Consider the following 20,101-nt stretch of genomic DNA (forward strand, 5'->3'; position numbering starts at 1 on the left):
CTTATGCGATCCGCTTGATCGCTGCCGTGACGGCGAATGCCATGAACGGCTCCGTCCTGAAGCGGCCGGCGACGGCTTCGAGGTCGGCAACCATGTCCGGCGTGCCGATCTCGGCCAACACCTCGACGGCGGCGGCGCAGACATTGACGTGGGGATCGCTGGCAATGACACGCCGTGCCAGACAGGCGGCGGAGGGATGACGCAGCCGGTGGAGCACCCCCAGCGCGAAGATGCGCACATCGCTGTCGGGATCGTCGAGCAGGCCGGCGATCTCCTGCAGCACAACTTCGGGATCCATCTCCTGAAGCGTCTCGATGGCGCCGTTGCGCCGCGCCGCATCCTCGTCGCGCAGCAGATCGACCAGCGCCGACACCGCACGTGGGCCGTCGGTGCGGCCGATCGCGGTGAGCAGCGTCTCGACCACGCTGGGCTCGCTCTCGACTCTGAGCCGATCGGCCAGCGCATCGACGCTGTCGCGTTGCCCGGCAAGGAGGCGCGCGGCGTTGCGGCGCGCCGCCGGATCTGTCGACTCGAGGTCGTCGAGGAGCTGGCCGCTATCCGCCGCTGCGACGCCTTCGTCCACGAGTTTCGACCTGATCAGCCCCATCATGCCCTCACATCAGCCACGCGGCGATCTGCGCCGGAATGCGCCCCGCCGCCAGCACGGTCGTGGCGCCGCCGAGCCGCACCAGCTCGCCCGGCATGCCGAACACGATCGCCGAGGATTCCGACTCGGCGATGGTGCGGCCGCCCTGCGCCTTGAGATCGCGCATCGCCTCCGCACCGTCATTGCCCATGCCGGTCAACTCGATGCCGATGACGTTCGGCGCCTCGAACGCCTTCATCGCCGAGCGCACCAGGCGGTCGACGCTGGGATGCCACAGCCAGTTCGGATCGCTCGGCACGGCATTGATCAGCTTGCGCCCGAGCCGACTTTCGACCACGACGTCCATGTCGCCGCGCCCGATATAGATTCGCCCGCGCGTGAGCGGCGTCGGCTCGCTCGCCTCCACCACCTCAAGCTGGCACAGCCGGTTGAGGCGCGCGGCGAAAGGTCCGGTGAATGCCATCGGCATGTGCTGCGCGATCACCACCGGCCACGGCAGATCGGCCGGCAAGGCGGGCAGAATGTCCTCCAGCGTGCGCGGACCGCCGGTGGAGACGCCGACCACCACCACGCCGCCAACCGTGCCGAGCTGGCTGCGCAACGCCGGGCGCCGGCATGTCTCCGCCGCCGCCCGCCGCACCCGGCTGGCCAGCCCCAGCGCACGGCGCGGCCGCGCCCGTGCCGCCGCCCGCACCTTGGTGCGGATCTCGTCGGCGATCTCGTCGATATTGAGCGACACCGTGCCGCCCGGCTTGGCGATCCAGTCGACCGCGCCAAGCTGTAGCGCCTCCAGCGTCGCCACCGCACCCTCGGTGGTGATCGAGGACAGCATCACCACCGGCTTGGGGTTGGTGGCCATGATCTCCGACAGGCAGGTCAGCCCGTCCATCTCCGGCATGTTGACGTCGAGGGTGATGACGTCGGGATCGAACTGGGGGATCTGCTCCAACGCATCCTTGCCGTTGCGGGCCGTACGGACCTCGAACCCGCCGCGCTCCTCGAACACGGCCCGGACGAATTTCCGCATCAGGGCCGAGTCGTCGACAACCAGAAGCTTGACCAAGACTGCCTCCGATGAATCTCATGCAGGGCATTGCGTGACGTCGCGCTCGCGGCGGCGAATCACGCAGCGTCCTGCATTGCGCCCAACTCGTCGGTTGCCAGCAGCCTGGCGACGTCGAGCATAAGGATCATGCGCTGCGCCGCCGGCATGTTGGCAACATGGGTGATGGCCCCGGCGTCGGCGGTGGCGATGTCCGGCGCGAGGGCGATCGCCGAGCGCGGAATGCGCAGCACTTCCGACACGTGGTCGACGATGAAGCCGGTGCGGACGCCACCGATGGTGAACACCATGATGCGTTGGCGGTCGTTGCGTTCGATCGTCGCCAGTCCGAACCGCTTGCGCTGGTCGATCACCGGCAGCACCGCGCCGCGCAGATTCACCATGCCCTCGACGAACGAGGCCGATTTCGGCACGTGCGTCAACTGCTCGGGCACGCGCACGATCTCCTGCACGGCGTCGATCGGCACGCCGTATTCCTCGTCGGCAAGGCGGAACACCACGAACTGGTCCTCCTCCTCGGCCGCCGCCTGAACATCGTCTCCGGTCCTGGTCATCGTCTCCCCCTGGTCGCGGATTTCGGTGCTCCTGAAGGCGTCCTGGATCGTCGCATTGGTGAAGAGCCGCTCCGCCGACAGGATCGAGACCAGGCGCTTGCCGCCCTCGATGCGGCAGATCATCTCGACCTCGCGCAACGACCCACCGCTCGACAGAAGCTCGGGCAGAGGATCGACGATGCTGCGCGGCACCCGCAGCACCTCCTTCACCGTGTCGGTGACGATGCCGACCGCAAGGGCGTCATTGTCCTTGGACAGCGACACCACCACGATGCGGCACTGCTCGCCGAGTTCGCTCATCGGCAGGCCGAACAGCCGGCGCAGGCTGACCAGCGGCAACAGGCGACTTCTGAGGGTCATCACCCCGAGAACGCTGGCGTCGCTGTTGGGCACCGCGCTGATCACTTCCGGCACCTGGACGATCTCCTGGACGTGCTCGATCGGCAGGGCATATTCCTGCCCGGCGAGGCCGAACGAGACGAGCTGGATTTCATCGGCAGCGACCTCGCTGGCGTGGCGACGCTCCACGGCCCGCTCGCCCTCGCCGCCAGGGCCTGGCTCCTTGCGGGCATCGCGTCTGCCCTGCCGCATCAGGCGGCCGGGCTCCAGGATCATGATCATGCCGTTCGGGCGCTTGATCATGCCGGAGACGAGATCGGTGGCCACCGTGCCGTGCATGGTGTCGGTTCTCTCGATCTCCTGCAGCTCGCTGGTGACGACGCTGGCCATCCGGTCGACGACGAAGCCGACCGGCGTTCCCTGATTGATCACCACCACGCGGGTGGCGTCATCGTGCTCGGCGTCGGGCAGGTTGAACACCCGGCGCAGGCTGCTGACCGGCAGCACGTTGCCGCGCAGATTGGCGAGACCGGCGAGGCTGCGCGGTGACAGCGGCACCTCGACCATTTCAGGAAGCCGAATGATCTCCTGGACCTCGGCAAGCGGCACGGCATAGGTCTCGCGGTCGACGTGGAAGGTCACGAACTGGCGGATCGTGCCCGAGGATTCGTCCTCGGCCTCCGGCTCGGCGACAGTCGATTTGGTGGACATGATCCGCACTCCTTCTCAATTGGCGAGGCGTGCCATCAGTCTCGGTTCTGCAGCTCGTCGGCGAGCGAAGCGATCTCCTCGATCGCGGCGGCGAGTTCCTCGGCACCCTTGGCCTGTTCCTTGGCGGCCTGCTGGGCCTCGCCGGATGCGGTGGCGGCCTGCTGCGCGGCGGCGGCGATCATGTCGACGCCCTTCTTGGCCTCGGTGAGGTTCTTCAGGATCTCCTCGGAGCCGGCCATGATGTCGCGGTTGCTGGACAGCACCACCGCCATCTCCGCGGCCATCGTCGACATGTTGGCGGAGATCACCTTGTTCTTCTCGACCTCGGAAATCGCGGCGGCCGAGATCTCGTCGAGGTCGCGGCGCACCACCACGATCTGGTCCTGGATCGCCTTCACGAGATCCTTGATGCGCTCGGCGTTCTCCGACGAATCGCGGGCGAGATTGCGGATGTCGGTCGACACCACCATGAAGCCCTTGCCAAACTCGCCGGCACGCGCGGCCTCGATCGAGCCGTTGACCGCCAGCATGTTGGTCTGGATGGCGACGGTGGTGATGGCATCGACGATCTTGTCGATCTTGCGGCTCACCTGCTCAAGCCCGTTGACTTGCTCGCGGTTCGTGTTGGTCTCTTCCAGCGAGGCGTTGACGCCCTCGATCAGTTCATCGACGCTGCGGCGGTTGTCCTGCAGCAGCGCGTTGATCGCGTCGCCCCTTTCCAGCCCGATCTTGGCACGATCGATCGAGGACTGCGCGCCCTTCTCGATCTGGGTCACCGCGGCGGCCGACTGCTGGGCGGCCGCCGACTGCTGCTGCGACCCGCGGTTGATCTGCTCCAGTGCGGTCATGATCTGGGCCGCGGCGCGGTTGATCTCCTCGACCGCCGACGACAATTCCTCGGCCGCCGCTGCGACGTCCTCGGCGCTTCGGCCGATATCGGTGGAGTTCTTGAGCTCGTCGGCAAGCTGGCTGAGCTCGTTGGAGGCCTGGTCGCTCTGAGCGAGTGCGGTGGTCTGCTGCTCCAGTGTCTTCAGCGCCTCCTCGCAGGCAGCCGACTGCTCCTCCGCCGCCGACGCGATGGCCTCGGACCCTTTCTGCGCTTCCACCGACGCCTGTTCGGATTCGACCGCGGCGCGGGCGATGGACTCGGCGCCAGCCAGCACCTCGCCCATGTTTGTCGACACCGTCTTGAGCTGCTCGGTGACGATATTGCCTTTCGCCACCTCGGCGCGCGCAGCCTCGGCCGAGCGGTTGATGCCTTCGGCGATCACCTTCACATCGCTTTGGATCTTGCCGATCAGCTCCTGGATCTCGCGGGCGCTTTTCTCGGAGGTCTCAGCCAGCGTGCGGACCTCGTCGGCAACCACCGCGAAACCCTTGCCGTGCTGGCCGGCACGGGCTGCCTCGATCGCGGCGTTGAGCGCCAGCAGGTTGGTCTGGTCGGCGATGCGGGCAACGGCGCGCACGATGTCGCCGATCGAGGCGGCCTGGCGCTCCAGCTCGACGATGAATTTCACCGAGCTCGCCTGCCGCTCTGCCGCGGTGTTGATCGAGGCGACCGAGGTCGCGATCTGGTTGGAGACGTTGACGACCAGGGTCTGCAGCGCCGCGACCTTGTCGCGCGAAGTCTCGGCGGCCGCCAGCGCCTCGCGGTTCTTGGCAGCGATCACGGTCACCGCGCGCTGCGACTCCTCGGACGCGCTGGCGGCCTGCTCGGCGCCGGCGGCGATCTGCTCCATCGCCTTGCGCAGCTCCTCGGCGGCCGAGGACGCCTCGGTGATGCCGCTGGCGAGTTGGGCGGTGGCGGTGGCGACGCGCTCGGCGGCCTTCTGCTGCTTGGCGTGGGTGCGGGCCTTTTGGCGATTCTCGTCCGCCAGGCGGCCGAGCTTGTTCAGGGCGACCTCTTCACCACCACGGGCGAGGCCTTTCGGAGTACCCGCAGCAGCGAGCGTGTTCTTCTTCACGAGAGCCATGTCCAAGCTCCAAGCTGGTTGCCAAAGGGCACAATCGAGTGCCCGGGCGCTGGGAGCTCGGTCACGTCCGGTTGGGCACCTGTTCGAGTCGTGGATACGTCTGCTTCAATGACCGCGCCTCGTTCAGGCGACGTGCCGTCACAAGTTGGGGGGGTATGAAGATAACGAACCGCAATGTGCGCCGATGTCGTTAACAATGGACTAAACGCACTCGGACAGTTGTTTGGTAGGTATTATTGCTAGTTCAAGGCACTGGATTCGCTTTTTCCCTTCTTGGAACAATGGCGCCAAAATAGATGCCGATGAAACTGATAGATGCCGATGGCTGCAACCTGCGCAAGAGGCTCTACGCCAGCTAAACTGCTACGGCACATCGACATGATGTCTGGTTTTGGCGTTGGCGCGCCTTGAATTTCGCTGGGAATTGAGAGACCGGTTGGAAACTTGAAGTGGACCCGCTTGTGAGGGCCACTGAGCGGGGTTTCTTGGTTGGAAATGCGGGGCGGCTCACATTGGCCTGATGACGCCCGACCAGGTGCACTACGGTCAGGCCGAGGAAATCCATGCCGCCCGCCAGAACACTCTCATCGCAGCCTTCAATAAAAGCCCGAGCGCTTCGTCAGAAAGCTCAGGAATCCCCTCATTTTTTGTGCTGAGACTTCAATGCCTTGGCGTTGTGGTGCTTGAACAGTTGGCCGGTTCTCGTCGACCGCCAACTCTGCGCCCAGCCATATTTCGACGGCGCTGCATGGTGGAAACATGGGGGCGAGTCACGGTTCAGGTCCACCGAAGAGGACCTGCGGGCAAGCGTGGGGCACATAAGTCAAAAATGAGGGGATTCATGAGGTCAGAAAGAGGCCCAAACCGCCGGCAAAACCGACCGAAACCTGGATCGATCCACCACCGAAAGCCCTGAACGTCCAAGCCGAAATTCCTTGCCGGGCTGCCTCAAAATCGTCGATACGTTCCGCCCAGCCATCACGACAGTGGGTCAAGGCCAAGGGCCACTGATACTACGACGTGCCCTTCCGCATGCTCCCGATGACGGCAATAGGTGGCAGTTTCGCCAGCGCACTCGCGGACAGCTCGTGCACATGGAGATGATCATTGCGCTTGTCGCGCATTCGAAGCTGCCGGAGAGCCTCGATGACCTCGGCGATGCGTACGCCTTTCGGGCAGCGCGTGTTGCAGGTGAGGCAGGAGACGCACATCCAGATCGCCTCCGAGCCGAGAAGCTCATCCTTGAGACCGAGCTGCGCGAAGCGGATCATCTGGTGGGGAAGGAGGTCCATGTATTTTGCCATCGGACATCCGGCTGAGCACTTGCCGCATTGATAGCAGGCCAGAAGATCCTGGTTGCTCAGGCTTTCAACTTTCTCGATGAAGGCCCTCGCTTCGGCACCATTGCCATCGATCTTCACGCTCATGGAGTCGCTCCTGACGTGATCATGGGTGCGTCCTCCGCTCTTGAGCCGTGAACCTGCTGCGCAGCATGGAGTGCAGCGCAGGGACGTTGCCGAGACGTGCAAGCTGCTGAATCTTCACGTCCTCCGGCGTGTAGGACGGCAGGATCAGCGGCGAGATCATATCCGTGTCGATACCCTCTCGCTTGAGTTCGCGCGCATGTTCGGCAACGTGCTCCAGGCTGAGCCTCCCGAGCTTCGCCGTCTTGGCGTATTGGGTGGCGTGCTGCCCGGCGCGTCGGCCAAAGACGTTGTAGTCGAGCACAGAGTTGCCCATCAGCCGGTTGCGACCATGGACGCCTCCCGAGGCCTCCCCCGCGACATAGAGGCCGGGGATGCTGGTCTCGCAGCGTTCGTTGATCGCGACGCCGCCGTTCTGATAGTGCAGCGACGGATAGATCAGCATCGGCTCCTTCGCGATGTCGATGCCGAAGCGGTTGAACTGGCGGCACATGCCGGGGAATTGGCGGTGTATGTAGCCTTCGCCGTGGATCATGTCGATGATCGGGGAATCAAGCCACACGCCCGTCCGGCCGACATAGGTGTCGATGCCGTTGTTGCGGTCGTGGCCGCACTCACGGATGATTGCGGCGCTCTCCACGTCGCGCGGTTCGCGCGGGAACACGAACAGCTCGCCGAACTTGTTGAGGGGCTGTCCGCCCGCGCCGCGTATCTTTTCGGTGATCAGGAACCCCGCGATCTGCTCGGGGAACACCGCGCCGGTCGGATGGTATTGAACGGAGTCCATGAATTTGAGCTTGGCTCCGGCACGGTAGGCCATCACGAGGCCGTCGCCGGTCGCGCCGTAGTGGTTGGTCGTGGCGAAACCGCGGATGTGAAGCCGGCCGAAACCACCTGTCGCAATGATCGTGGCCTTCGCCCGCACGATCAGGAACTGCTCGGTATCAAGACTGTAGAGGACGGCGCCTGCACAACGGCCATTTTCGTCGAGGATCAGCTCCACGGCGGGCTCGAACTCGCGGATGGAGATCAGGTCCGGGTGGTTTCGCACCTCGTCCATGAGCGTACGCATGATGATGGCGCCGATATAGTCCCGGCAGGAAACCATGCGCTTGCGCGAGGTGCCGCCGCCGTGCAGCACCTGCATGCTGCCGTCGGACTCCTTGTCCCAGATGACGCCGAGATTTTCGAGCTCCCGTACAATCTCAGGGGCATCCTCCGTCAGCACGCGCACGAGCGCCGGGTCGTTCTCGAAGTGTCCGCCGCCCATGGCGTCGAGATAGTGGCGGGTTGGCGAGTCCGTGCGCGAGACGGCAGCTTGCATGCCGCCCTCGGACATCATGGTGTTGGCGTCGCCGATGCGCAACTTGGTGGCGATCAGCGATTTCATGCCCTGGCGTGCGGCCGTGATGGCAGCCCAGCAACCCGCACCGCCTCCGCCGATGATGAGGAGGTCGGTTTCGTAATCGGGCTCCCGGAGACCAAGCTCCATGAGCTTCGGGCGGATCATGGAATGCGCTTCCAGGAGGACGGCGACCTCCGTCGTCATCTCCTCGCCCTTGTTGGGTCCAACCCGAACCGGTCGTTTCGCTCCCTTCGAATAGTCGGGATGATATTTCGTCAGAACATCTTCCCGTTCCTCCGCGGTCATCGGCGGAAAAACCGGCGCTCCCGTCAGCGCCAGTTCCAGCCGTTTGGGGCGCGTCCGCTCGACCTCTTTCACATGGCCGGCCAGATAGTCAGGATACATGCCTCACTCCCAGGAGCGGCCGATGTGCAATCGCCGTCGTTGTCATCAGGAAATCCGTGGCGCAGGTCATTGGTGGCGTGCTCAGGGCTCGATGTCGCGTGCGTAGTAGAGCTTGCTCAAGGCAGCCTTATCCATCGTCATGAGCTTGCTGTATTCGCCGTCGTACTTGTGAGAGCGGACCTCCGCGATCCTGTCGTCGAGTTCCCTGCTCTCCTTGCGCAAATACCGGCCGGTAAGGCGCTTGGAGAGGATGCCGACCTCGTGCTGGATGATTTCTGCGGGACAACGCAGGGCGCAGAGGCCGCAGGCGACGCAGTCGAACGCCATGTCTGCAACCGCAGCAATATCGCCGCGCATGGCCGCCTGAATGTAGTCCATCACCGGCAATCCTTGCGGACAGGCCTTGGTGCAGGTTCCGCAGGCCACGCAGCGAAACGTGACGGGATAGACCTGCAAGATCGCGGTGACGTCGGGCGTCAGCGTTTCGAGGTCGTAGACCGCCTTCTCCATCGGCACGGAGGGAATCTGGGTGAGCGACATCCCATCCTTGACGAGGGTGGTGCAGGCTAGGCCCGTGTGGAGCTTGTAGTCGCCCGGCAGGCGGTAGATGGTGCCACAGGCCCCGCAGAAGCCTTCGCGGCAGCCGGCACCGCGGATGATCTGGTGCCCGGCATATTCGATGGCCCGCATGATCGTGGCGTGTTCCGGCACGACATGTCGCTTGCCGTTGATGTACACACTCACCATGTGCGCGCCAACGTGCTGGCGCTTGCCTCCTTCTTCGTGCGGTTCGGTTTCCTTTTGCATTCCACTCCCCGTCAGGACCTCGCGAAGCACCCGCCCTGTGTCAGGCCGCTGTCCTTGTTGCGGCGCTCCGGTATTCGGCGATCTCGTCGAAGTTCATGTAGCGGTAGACGTCGGCCGCGGTCCTGTTGACCGCCTCGATATGCTGCATGTACTCGGCCACGGTCGGGATGCGTCCGAGCAGCGCGCACACTGCGGCAAGCTCGGCCGAGCCGAGATAGACGCGCGTATCGATGCCAAGCCGGTTCGGGAAGTTGCGCGTCGAGGTCGACATCGCGGTCGAGCCCTTCTTGATCTGAGCCTGGTTTCCCATGCACAGCGAGCAGCCCGGCATCTCGGTGCGAGCGCCCGACGTCCCGAATGTGCTGTAGTAGCCCTCCTGCATAAGGATGGAGGCATCCATTTTTGTCGGCGGAGTGATCCATAGCCGCGCCGCGATGTCGGTCACTCCAGCCAGCACTTTCCCTGCGGCCCGGAAGTGACCGATGTTGGTCATGCAACTGCCGATGAAGACCTCGTCGATCCTGTCGCCAGCAACCCGAGAGAGCAGCTTCACGTCGTCGGGGTCATTGGGACAGGCGACGATCGGCTCCGTGATCTCGTCGAGGTCAATCTCGATCACCGCGACATAGTCGGCGTCGGCGTCGGGTTCGAGCAGTTTCGGATCGGCGAGCCAGGCCTCCATCTCGCCGATACGGCGTTCGAGCGTGGCCCGGTCCTGGTAGCCGTTGGCAATCATCCAATTCAGCAGGGCCACGTTCGAACGGACATATTCGATGACGGGCCCCGTGTTCAGGCGAACCGTGGACGCCGCGGCCGAGCGCTCGGCCGATGCGTTGGCCAGTTCGAACGCCTGCTCGACCTTCAGGTCTTCCAGCCCCTCGATTTCCAGGATGACGCCGGAGAAGATGTTCTTCTTGCCCTTCTTCTCGACGGTCAGCAGCCCCTGCTGAATCGCAACATGGGGAATCGCGTTCACGAGGTCGCGCAGCGTGATCCCGGGCTGCATGGTACCCTTGAAGCGCACCAGCACGGATTGCGGCATGTCGAGCGGCATCATGCCGGTGGCCGCGGCGAACGCGACGAGCCCGGAGCCTGCCGGGAAAGAGATGCCCAGCGGGAACCGCGTATGGGAGTCGCCGCCGGTGCCGACCGTATCGGGCAGCAGCATGCGGTTCAGCCACGTATGGATCACACCATCGCCAGGGCGCAGCGACACGCCTGCACGACTGGAAATGAACGCCGGCAGTGTCGCGTGCGTCTTTACGTCCACGGGCTTGGGATAGGCGGCGGTGTGGCAGAAGGACTGCATCACCAGCCCGGCCGAGAAGCCCATGCAGGCGAGATCCTTCATTTCGTCCCGCGTCATCGGGCCCGTGGTGTCCTGCGAGCCGACCGTGGTCATCCTCGGCTCGCAGTACGCGCCGGGACGCACCCCCTTGCCTTCGGGCAGGCCGCAGGCGCGGCCCACCATCTTCTGCGCCAGCGTATAGCCCTTGCCCGTATCGGCAGGCTGCGCGGGCATGCGGAAAAGCGTCGAAGGCGGCAAGCCGAGGACCGCGCGCGCTTTCGATGTCAAATCGCGGCCAACGATCAGCGGGATGCGACCGCCGGCCTGAACCTCATCGAGGATCACGTCCGACTTGATCTTGAACGTGGCGATGACCTCGCCGTTCTTCAGCGCCGTGCCTTCAAGCGGGCGAAGCTCGATCACATCACCCGTCTCCATCCGGGAAACGTCAAGCTCGATCGGCAGCGCGCCGGCATCCTCCATGGTGTTGAAGAAGATCGGCGCGATCTTGCCGCCGAGGCAGACGCCGCCGCAGCGCTTGTTCGGCACATTGGGGATGTCTTCGCCGGTCCACCACAGAACGGAGTTGGTGGCAGACTTGCGCGAGGAGCCGGTGCCGACCACATCGCCGGCATAGGCGACCGGATGGCCTTTCTCCTTCAGCGCCTGCAGAAGCTTGATGGGGCCGACCTTGCCTGGCTGATCCGGCTCGATGCCGGGGCGCGGGTTCTTCAGCATGGCAAGCGCATGCAGCGGAATGTCCGGGCGGGTCCACGCATCGGGCGCGGGCGAAAGGTCGTCGGTGTTGGTCTCGCCGGGAACCTTGAAGATGGTCACCGTGAGGCTTTCCGGCACGCCCGGCCGCGACGTGAACCACTCCGCGTCCGCCCAGGATTGTATGACGTCCTTCGCGTTGTCGGCGCCCGGCTTGTCAGACGCGGCGAGCGCATTGACCTCGTTGAAGTAATCGAACATCAACAGCGTGTTCTTCAACGCTTGTGCAGCAGCCGCACCGCAGTCCGGACAGGCGAGAAGTTCGATCAGCGGCTTGATGTTGAAGCCGCCCAGCATGGTGCCGAGAAGCTCCGTCGCTCGGACCTTCGACATCAAGGACGACGGCTCTTCGCCCTTTGCGACCTTCGCCAGATAGTCCGCCTTCACCCCTGCCGCATCGTCCACTCCGGCCGGGACGCGGTTCGTGATGAGGTCGAGAAGGAACGCCTCCTCGCCCTGCGGCGGATTCTTCAGGAGGCCGACGAGCTCGATCGTCTGCTGCTTCGACAACGGCAGAGGCGGAATCCCGAGTGCGGCGCGTTCGGCGACATGGGCGCGATAGGCTCCGAGCATGGCGTTCCCCCGATTTTTTAGGCTTGAGCCAGTGAAGCGATTGCAGCGTTCAACGTCGCGCTGGGTCGCATGGCCTTCGATGTCTTCTCGAAATCCGGGCGATAGTAGCCGCCGGTATCCTGCGGCTTGCCTTGTGCAGCCGCCAGCTCGCCAAGGATTTTGGTCTCGTTCTCCGCAAGGGTCTGGGCAAGCGGTTTGAACCGCGCCTGCAGGTCCTTGTCCCTGGACTGTTCGGCGAGCGCCTGCGCCCAATAGAGCGCAAGGTAGAAGTGCGAGCCGCGATTATCGAGTTCGCCGACCTTGCGGGCCGGCGAGCGATTGTTCTCGAGGATCTTGGCGTTGGCCTGATCCAGCGTCTCCGCCAGCACCGCGGCCTTCTCGTTCTTGAAGACTTGGCTCAGATGTTCAAGCGCCACCCCGAGCGCCAGGAACTCACCAAGCGAATCCCAGCGCAAATAGCCTTCCTCCTGGAATTGCTGCACGTGCTTGGGTGCGGAGCCACCAGCGCCGGTCTCGAACAACCCGCCGCCATCCATCAAGGGCACGATGGACAGCATCTTGGCGCTCGTTCCGAGTTCGAGGATGGGGAACAGGTCGGTCAGGTAGTCGCGGAGCACGTTGCCGGTGGCCGAAATCGTGTCCTTGCCCGCCCGGATGCGTTCGATCGAGAACTTGACCGCCTCTTCCGGCGCCATGATGCGGATGTCGAGGCCGCTCGTATCGTGGTCTTTTATGTAGCGCTCGACCTTCTTGATGATCTCGGCGTCGTGGGCGCGGTTCTTGTCCAGCCAGAACACGACGGGCGTATGGGTAAGCCGCGCGCGCTTGACGGCGAGCTTCACCCAATCCTGGATTGGCGCGTCCCTCACCTGACACATGCGGAAGATGTCGCCCGGCTCGACATCCTGCTCGAGCAGGATCCGGCCCGCCTGATCGACGGCGCGCACCTTGCCTTTGCCGGCAATCTCGAACGTCTTGTCGTGCGAGCCGTACTCCTCCGCCTTCTGCGCCATCAGGCCGACATTCGGCACGGTGCCCATGGTCTTCGGGTCGAAGGCGCCGTGCTTCCTGCAGTCCTCGACGACCGCTTGATAGACCCTTGCATAGCAACGGTCGGGGATGATCGCCTTGGTGTCGTGAAGCTTGCCGTCCTTGCCCCACATCTTGCCGGAATCGCGGATCATGGCGGGCATGGAGGCATCGATGATCACATCGCTCGGCACATGCAGATTGGTGATTCCCTTGTCCGAGTTCACCATCGCGAGTTCCGGCCGCGTCTCGTAGACGGCGGCAATATCGGCTTCGATGGCGGCGCGCTCCGCATCTGAGAGCTTCGAGAGCTTTGCGTAAAGGTCGCCGAGCCCGTTATTGGGGTTGAATCCGATCGTCTCCAGCGCGGCGGCGTGCTTCGCCAAGGCATCCTTGAAATAGACTGAGACCGCGTGGCCGAACATGATGGGGTCGGACACCTTCATCATTGTGGCCTTGAGGTGCAGCGACAAGAGCACACCCTGCTTCGTCGCGTCCTCGATCTCCGCCTCATAGAACGCCCGCAAGCTGCGCTTGCGCATGACTGCGGCGTCGATCACCTCGCCGGCCATGCAGGCGGTTCTCTCCTTGAGCACGGTCGCAGTGCCGTCGTCGCCCACGAACTCGATCCTGAAGCTGCCGACTTCAGGAACGGTGACGGCCCTTTCGCTGCCGTAGAAATCGCCGCTGCTCATGTGAGCAACGTGTGTTCTCGAGTCCGCAGTCCACGTGCCCATCTTGTGCGGGTGCTTCCGCGCATACTGCTTGACGGACGGCGCGGCGCGCCGGTCCGAGTTGCCTTCACGCAAGACCGGGTTCACCGCGCTGCCAAGGATCTTCGCATAGCGCGCCTTGATCTCCCTCTCGGCGTCGGTCTTCGCGTCCTCGGGATAGTCCGGGATGTCGTAGCCCTTTGCCTGCAACTCCTCGATTGCCGCCCTCAATTGCGGAATGGAGGCGCTGATGTTCGGCAGCTTGATGATGTTGGCTTCTGGCTTCTTTGCGAGTTTACCCAGGAAGGCGAGATCATCCGATTGCCGCTGAGCGTCGGTCAGTTTCTCCGGGAAGTTCGCAAGGATTCGTCCCGCAAGGGAGATGTCCCTTGTTTCGACGTCAATGCCTGCTACACGCGTGAACGCCTGGACGATGGGCAAGAGCGAATAGGTCGCAAGCGCCGGGGCTTCGTCGACCTTGGTCCAGACGATCTTCGGTTCGTATCCGGTCATTTGCCAACCTCGAAAAATGCGTCAGCCAACGGGCAGGTGTCGTGCCCGCCCTAAACGACGTAGGAGCATTGCGATGCGGGTGTGCGCGTATCCATGTTGCGTCCACGGTTGATGTGGTCGTCGATCTCGCCCGCGCAGCCAACCATCCGTCCGAAGAGAAAGGCCGTGAAGGCGGCGCTTTCAAGAGCTTCCTCGGAGAATGCGCCCGAACGATAGCCGGCCCAGAGGGTTTTCAACAGAAGGGCTGCGATTACTGCGTCGATATTCACGCAGAAGACATTCGGCGTTACGCCGTTATCGTACAGCACTTGGACGAGCGCGCTGTAGAAATCGTGGAAGACGTTCGTCTCGCCGCGTTCCTTGAACAACTGCGACAGATAGACCTCGCGCGGATCCTTGTTGACGACTTGGTTTCTGAAGATTGGATGGTGGATGCCCGGAATGGCCTGCACGTCCGCTCCGAGGCCTTTCTTCGCCTTCTTCTGCGCGGCGAAGTCATCGGCGAAGCGACCGGCCATCGCCGCAAGGTCGAGGCCATGATCGGGATCCCCGGGCTCCTTGAGATCGGTGCTCCCGAACTGGCTGATCAGAAAGCGCATGCCCTCGAAGCCGTTGCCGCCGTGGGAGAAGCCCGTGTGCGTGAGGAAGCCGATCATCGCCTTGTTGATCTGCACGCGATCCGGTGTCTCCGGACCATCCGCCGACACCGCGCCCTTGCACCCCTGCGCGGAGATCGTGCCTGGCCCGTTGGAGATGATGAGCCCCAAAAGCACCTGGAACGGGAACAGCTTCTCGGGGGTCGGCGCTTCCCCGATCAATGCCAAGTAGGCCATTTCGGTGGCAGACCAGCCGTTGATCAAATCACTGATGGGAACGCCACAGAACGCATTGTCGTTGTGCCTGCTACCCTCGACGGACCCGCCGATGATCGTGGCGAAGAGGCGCGCATACCAGGGAAAATTTCGAACCGTGTTGCGCGTGATCTTCTTCTTCATCAGCGCGCCCCAGGCAATCGTCGTCGTAATGGCCGCCAGTACGGCGTCGGCAGTGGGATAGCCGTTCAGCGAGCCGAGGAAATCGACGAAGACGGACTTCGCGCCGCGCGCCTTAAGCCCGGCCAACATCGCTTCAGCCTTGGCGTCAGGGCTCTTGCTCACGAGTGCAGCAAGCTGTTCCGGGGTCGGATGAATGCCGGAGACATCGAAGCCGTCCTCGTCGCCCGCCTTCAGGCCGGAATGTCCGAAAAGTTCAACCAGAACATCGGCCCCCCTTCGTGCATCCACGACGCTCTTCGGGCCTAAGAGCGCGCACGCGGCCGCCAGGACGGTGTTGGGAGCGCTTCCCGACGCGCGGGCCGCGTCCGCCCCTTTCACCATGGCCTCGTCAAGGTTGACCTCCGCGGCTATCGCCGCGTTGAACAACGCATTGTCATTGTCGTCGTTGTGCTCGCGGGTGAGCGCAAGGCAATAATTGGATTCGAGCGGATATTTCGCGGTATCGAGAATTGACACGCCGCTGACACGCGTAACCTGTGTCTTGGCATCCATGATCGAGCTGCCCGAGCGGTCTTTCATGCCCTCGCGGGGAAATACCGTCCCGACTTGCTTCGAAAGTTCGGTGATCTGATCCCTGTAAGGCTGGATGGGCTCGACAAGCGGGATGTCAAGTTCCGGCGGTAGCGTCAGGCCTTGATTGTTGCCGAACCACGGCTTGAGGGTCAGGTCGCCTTCAGGGGGAAAATCCGGTCGCACACCATGCAGCCCCATCACCGCGGTCATCGCCGCCGGAATGTGCGCAATGTTCGTAACGACCGCGCCGGCTCTCGAGAAAATCGGCCGCTCGGGGGTGAATATCCCGTCGACCTTGAGAATCCTTTGGAACCACGCTTCCTTCGCTTCAGCACTATCGCCCGTTCCAGCCATCGCGCCGGCGTGGCCGACCGCGCGGGTCAGCTTTGCCTTCCAGCGTCCAACGACACACGCAATGACCGGCTTCGAGAATTCGAGCTCTTCCTCGTAATAGCCGCCCGGCTCGATATACATGACGGCAGATTTGCTGCGCGAATCGTTATCGAAGGCGCAGGCGAATTCCGGCGGTGCGAAGCCGATATAGACGTCCTTTCCGCTGGAAATGCTGGTCGTCGTTCCCCAGCCGCCCGATGCGAGGTAGGTGGCGATGGTCGTGGTGAAATTGCCGGAATTCGAATAGATGGCGACCGAGCCCTTGCGCAGCGATTCCTCAGGTCTCTCTCCGCCGAGCGGGCCACCGATGCGCACATGGTTCCAAGCGTCAGCCACGCCAAGACAATTTGGACCAAAGAGATCGACGTGGCGTTGCTGGGCCATCGCCCGGATCTCGCGGGAATCATGGACCGGCACTTTCTCCGTCAGGATGATGATCTTCTGGACGTGCCTGTTGACACGCATCAACTCGAGGGCGCCATCGCGCACGGCCGCCGGTGGCAGGTGAATCACGCCCACATTGAAATTGTGTCCGTCGTCGAGCCCATCACGAACGTTGTTGTAAACGGGAATGGGCCCGATCGGCGTTTCGAGGAACTCGCCGCGCCGTCCCGGAGATGTGCCGAATACGATGTTGCCGCGGGAGTAGGCATGGCTGGTGGGAGCCACGGCACGCGACTCGTTGCCAAGAATATTCAAGACGCAAACCTGATCCCCGCGCGTGGCGATGTCGGCCAGGGATCTTATGCCTACGAAATACTTGAATCTCTCATTGCCGTGATTCATTGCCTCCCCCCGAAATTCCGTCCCGCAAACGTTTCAACCGATCGAAGGCCGACCGGCGCCGTTCACGCGGCAACACCGAGTTTTTGAGCAAGCATTTCGCGCCCCTCACTCTTCATCCAGCGGTCCGCGGCTTGCGCATAACGCACGACGTCGGTCATCGCCGAATCGAAGCCGAAGATGCGGTATGGCAGGCCGAGCAAATCGCAGACATCCTTGAAGGACAGCATGCCGCGCGCCAGGTTGGGGCCGCCGCGGCCAATGACGACATAGACAGGCGTCGGGCCGTGCTCGCTGAAATGCTCGCGCAGTCCGTCAGCCATGGCGCGGAACGTGACGAAGATATCCGTATTGTTCGCCTTGCCGCCGATGATAAAGAGCACGTTGGCCTGTTTCAGCCAGTGCTTGAGGCAGATGCGCATGACATCGCGCATTTTTTCGTAGGGCGGATTGCCGCCGAAGTCCGTTGAAATGATAGCATCGTCGCCGAGGAACTCCGTCACCAGCGCGTTGGCGCCGCCGCCAAAGGTGAGGGCCAGGATGGATCCTTCGGGATTGATGACAGAGACATCCGATTGCCCCTGATAGGTGCGCAGTAGATTGATCTCATATTCGAAATCGCTGTAGTCCTCGACAAAGAGCTGGTCGGGCAAATTGAGACGCTTCACACGCGGGTCATCCCGATCGAACCCGCATTTGAAATCGCAAGCGACCGGTGTCAGCCCACCCTTGCCAGTTGGCATCATGCGGATAGGGTTGAGTTCGAGCGTCGTCATCCCATTGTGATGGAAGAGGTCCCACAGCTTCGGCAGATTTTGCGCAAGCGGCGAGATGATTTCCTTCGGTGCCTTGAGGTCCGTCAACGCATTGGTGATCACGAACGATTTGAGGCCGGTCAGCGGATCGAACGGGACCTCCGCGATCTGGTCCTTCGGCAGGTCCTCGATCTCCACGCCGCCGCGATGTGTGATGGTGATCGTTGGCGCGCGATAGCGGGTCGAATCCGCGATGCAGACATAAACCTCGTGCTCGGCCGGCACTGCGCCTTCGAACGTCACGCCATGGGCTTTCGCGACAGCATTCCCGTGGCGATGCTCGGCGAAATAGAGGCGCTCCTTTTCCTTCAGCGCTGTCTTCAAATCCTGCGCACGGCCCACCAACCCGGCTTTGCCCTTCTTTCCGACGCCACCGCGGAAATTGGGTTTGACAAAAATCTCACCCCATTTGCTGATCAGCGCCTTGATCTCCGCATCGCTCGCCTCCGGCCCAAGCACCTCAGCGGTCGGAAATTCGACGATCTTCAGAAGCTGGGTTCCATAAAGCATCCCGGCAAGGTTCATAGGCGTGCTCCTCGGAAGTATGCTTGATTGTCAATATTCCTGCGGCAAGCTCTTCAGCTGCGCCCACGAGTAGACGGGTCCCTTCACGCAGACGTAGTCCGTCCCGACGTTACAGCGCCCGCATTTGCCGATGCCACACTTCATCTTGTTTTCGATGGTTGTGTAGATTTGCTCGTCCGCGAAGCCCATTTCGCGCAAATTGCTGATCACGAACTTGATCATGATTGGCGGGCCGCAGGTAATGGCGATGGCGTTGTCCGGCCTCTGCGGCTTGTCCATCACGTTGGCGGGGACAAAGCCGCAATAGCCTTCCCAGCCTTCCTCCGGCGAGTCGATCGACAGGTGCACGTCGGCCTGGCCGCGCAACTTCTCCAACTCGGCGGCATACATGATGTCCCGCGAGGTTCGTCCGCCATAGAAGACCGTGATCTTGTCGAAATCCATGCGGTTCGCGACCGCAGTTTGGATCACCGGCCAGATCGGCGCCAAGCCACAACCGCCACCGATGAAGACCAGATTGCGCCCCTTCCAGTCGCTGACCGGAAACTTATTGCCGTAGGGCCCGCGCACGCCAATCACGTCGCCGACCTTCATGTCATGAATGGCCGTGGTGACACGGCCCGAGCGCATGATCGAGAATTGCTTGTAGTCCGTGATCGTCGGCGCCGACGCGATCGAGATCATCGACTCGCCCTTGCCGAACACCGAGATCATGGCACATTGGCCGGGCTCGTGATCGAAGCCGCCACCGTTCATGAACTCCACACGAAACGTCTTGATCGCGCGCGCGCCAGGCACCTCGTCCTTGATATGCACGATGCGGGCGAGTTGCGGGAGATAGACGTTCTCGCTCATTGCCAGACGCCCTCTTCCATGACATTCGCGATTTTGACGATGTCGATCCCGACCGGACAGTGCGTGATGCAGCGGCCGCAGCCAGTGCACTGCTGCATGTTGTGGGTCTCCACGAAATACAGAAGCTTATGGCAGATCCGCTGCCTCAGCCGTGCGCCCGTGTCTTCACGCGGATTGTGGCCCGACGAGTGCATGGTGAAGTCGGGGAACTGACAATTATCCCACGTCCTGACCCGCGCGCCGGTCAGCGGCGACTTGTTGGTCACCTCGTCATTGATGTCGAAGCAGTGGCAACTCGGGCAGAGATAGGTGCATGCGCCGCAGCCGATGCAGGCCCGTGCGAGCTTGTCCCAGATCGGGGAATCGAAGTTACGCCTCAGCGCCGCTGCCACCGCCTCCATCGACGATATCGATCGCTGGGAATACTCGAGCGCAATGGCGTGAGCGTTGCCGACGTCATCCATGTCGGCTGCCTTCACATCCTGGAACAGGTCGCCGGCGCTGCGGACAATGTCGCTGCCCTTATCGGTCAGCGCCTTGACGTGATAGCGACCATCGAGCTCTGTCATGAGAACATCGAGGCCATCTTCGGAATGGGGAGAGCCGCCAACGGAGACGCAGAAGCAATTTTGCGAGGGCGGTGCGTTGCATGCGAGCCCGACGAAGACGACGTTATCGTGCCTTGCCTGATAGTAGGGATCGGAGAAGCCACAGGTGAAGACCCTGTCGTTGCGAACCATCGCCCGGCCATCGCAAGGCCGCACGCCGAACACGACCGTGGACTCAACCTTGGGCTCCGTATCGGTGAGTTTCGGTGACTGGCTATTCTCGATCCGGAAACGGTAGAGCACCTCTCGCTGCGGGAACACAAACCGTTTTGCCGGTCGAACGGTATTTGAGTGATTGAGCTCCACCGTGGCACCGCGACCCACTTTCGCGAATTCCCAGGTGTCCTCCACGAAGTCAGGAGCGTAGATCTCGGCGCGTTCCTGCAGTTCCGTGATCCATTGGCCGAGCCGGTTTCTCTTCAATATCGCTTCCATC

General features: G+C 62.8%; 13 protein-coding genes and 1 pseudogene. 1 reads left to right on the forward strand and 13 read right to left on the reverse strand.

Going from position 1 to position 20,101, the window contains the following annotated elements:
- Position 1 precedes the first annotated feature (1 nt).
- Genes F1193_RS11105 through F1193_RS11120 form a run of 4 tightly spaced genes read right to left on the reverse strand, consistent with a single transcriptional unit; the run spans position 2 to position 5,247 of the window.
- Positions 2–607: a HEAT repeat domain-containing protein gene (locus F1193_RS11105; protein ID WP_170263541.1), complete on the reverse strand. Its 606-nt coding sequence runs from the start codon at positions 605–607 to the stop codon at positions 2–4.
- A 7-nt stretch (positions 608–614) separates the two neighbouring features.
- Positions 615–1,670 carry a chemotaxis-specific protein-glutamate methyltransferase CheB gene (cheB, locus tag F1193_RS11110; protein ID WP_150097756.1) on the reverse strand — a complete coding sequence of 352 codons (1,056 nt, stop codon included), beginning with the start codon at positions 1,668–1,670 and terminating at the stop codon, positions 615–617.
- 59 nt (positions 1,671–1,729) lie between these two features.
- The gene (locus F1193_RS11115; RefSeq protein ID WP_150097757.1) at positions 1,730–3,274 is read right to left on the reverse strand and encodes a chemotaxis protein CheW; all 1,545 of its coding nucleotides are present in this window, start codon (positions 3,272–3,274) and stop codon (positions 1,730–1,732) included.
- Positions 3,275–3,309: 35 nt separating this feature from the next.
- Entirely contained in the window at positions 3,310–5,247 is a 1,938-nt protein-coding gene (locus F1193_RS11120; protein ID WP_150097758.1) for a methyl-accepting chemotaxis protein, read from the reverse strand.
- Positions 5,248–5,752: 505 nt separating this feature from the next.
- Here F1193_RS11120 and F1193_RS17790 point away from each other — a divergent pair.
- Positions 5,753–5,934 (forward strand): annotated as a pseudogene (locus F1193_RS17790) (hypothetical protein); the annotation flags it as partial.
- A gap of 326 nt (positions 5,935–6,260) precedes the next feature.
- Here the strand turns inward: F1193_RS17790 and F1193_RS11125 are convergent.
- The 9 genes from F1193_RS11125 to F1193_RS11165 all read right to left on the reverse strand — a co-directional run bounded on the left by F1193_RS11125 (position 6,261) and on the right by F1193_RS11165 (position 20,100).
- On the reverse strand, positions 6,261–6,674 hold the full coding sequence (locus F1193_RS11125) for a 4Fe-4S dicluster domain-containing protein (RefSeq protein ID WP_150097759.1): 414 nt from the start codon (positions 6,672–6,674) through the stop codon (positions 6,261–6,263).
- A gap of 19 nt (positions 6,675–6,693) precedes the next feature.
- Entirely contained in the window at positions 6,694–8,421 is a 1,728-nt protein-coding gene (locus F1193_RS11130) for an FAD-binding protein (protein ID WP_150097760.1), read from the reverse strand.
- An 81-nt stretch (positions 8,422–8,502) separates the two neighbouring features.
- Entirely contained in the window at positions 8,503–9,228 is a 726-nt protein-coding gene (locus F1193_RS11135; protein ID WP_150097761.1) for a 4Fe-4S dicluster domain-containing protein, read from the reverse strand.
- Between the two features lie 40 nt (positions 9,229–9,268).
- Positions 9,269–11,863, reverse strand: a complete 2,595-nt coding sequence (gene acnB, locus F1193_RS11140) for a bifunctional aconitate hydratase 2/2-methylisocitrate dehydratase (RefSeq protein WP_150097762.1) — start codon at positions 11,861–11,863, stop codon at positions 9,269–9,271.
- Between the two features lie 17 nt (positions 11,864–11,880).
- A complete protein-coding gene (locus F1193_RS11145) occupies positions 11,881–14,118 on the reverse strand; it encodes an NADP-dependent isocitrate dehydrogenase (RefSeq protein ID WP_150097763.1) in 2,238 nt (745 codons plus the stop codon).
- A gap of 50 nt (positions 14,119–14,168) precedes the next feature.
- The gene (locus F1193_RS11150) at positions 14,169–16,865 is read right to left on the reverse strand and encodes a CoA-binding protein (RefSeq protein WP_150097764.1); all 2,697 of its coding nucleotides are present in this window, start codon (positions 16,863–16,865) and stop codon (positions 14,169–14,171) included.
- Positions 16,866–16,927: 62 nt separating this feature from the next.
- Positions 16,928–18,202 carry an ATP citrate lyase citrate-binding domain-containing protein gene (locus tag F1193_RS11155; RefSeq protein ID WP_150097765.1) on the reverse strand — a complete coding sequence of 425 codons (1,275 nt, stop codon included), beginning with the start codon at positions 18,200–18,202 and terminating at the stop codon, positions 16,928–16,930.
- Between the two features lie 30 nt (positions 18,203–18,232).
- Complete coding sequence (locus tag F1193_RS11160) at positions 18,233–19,057, reverse strand: FAD/NAD(P)-binding protein (RefSeq protein WP_150097766.1); 825 nt, start codon at positions 19,055–19,057, stop codon at positions 18,233–18,235.
- Positions 19,054–20,100, reverse strand: coding sequence for a 4Fe-4S dicluster domain-containing protein (locus tag F1193_RS11165; protein WP_150097767.1), 1,047 nt, complete (start codon positions 20,098–20,100; stop codon positions 19,054–19,056). The genes F1193_RS11160 and F1193_RS11165 overlap by 4 nt, the downstream gene beginning before the upstream one ends.
- Position 20,101 lies beyond the last annotated feature (1 nt).

The organism is Blastochloris sulfoviridis (assembly GCF_008630065.1).
Lineage (GTDB): Bacteria > Pseudomonadota > Alphaproteobacteria > Rhizobiales > Xanthobacteraceae > Blastochloris > Blastochloris sulfoviridis.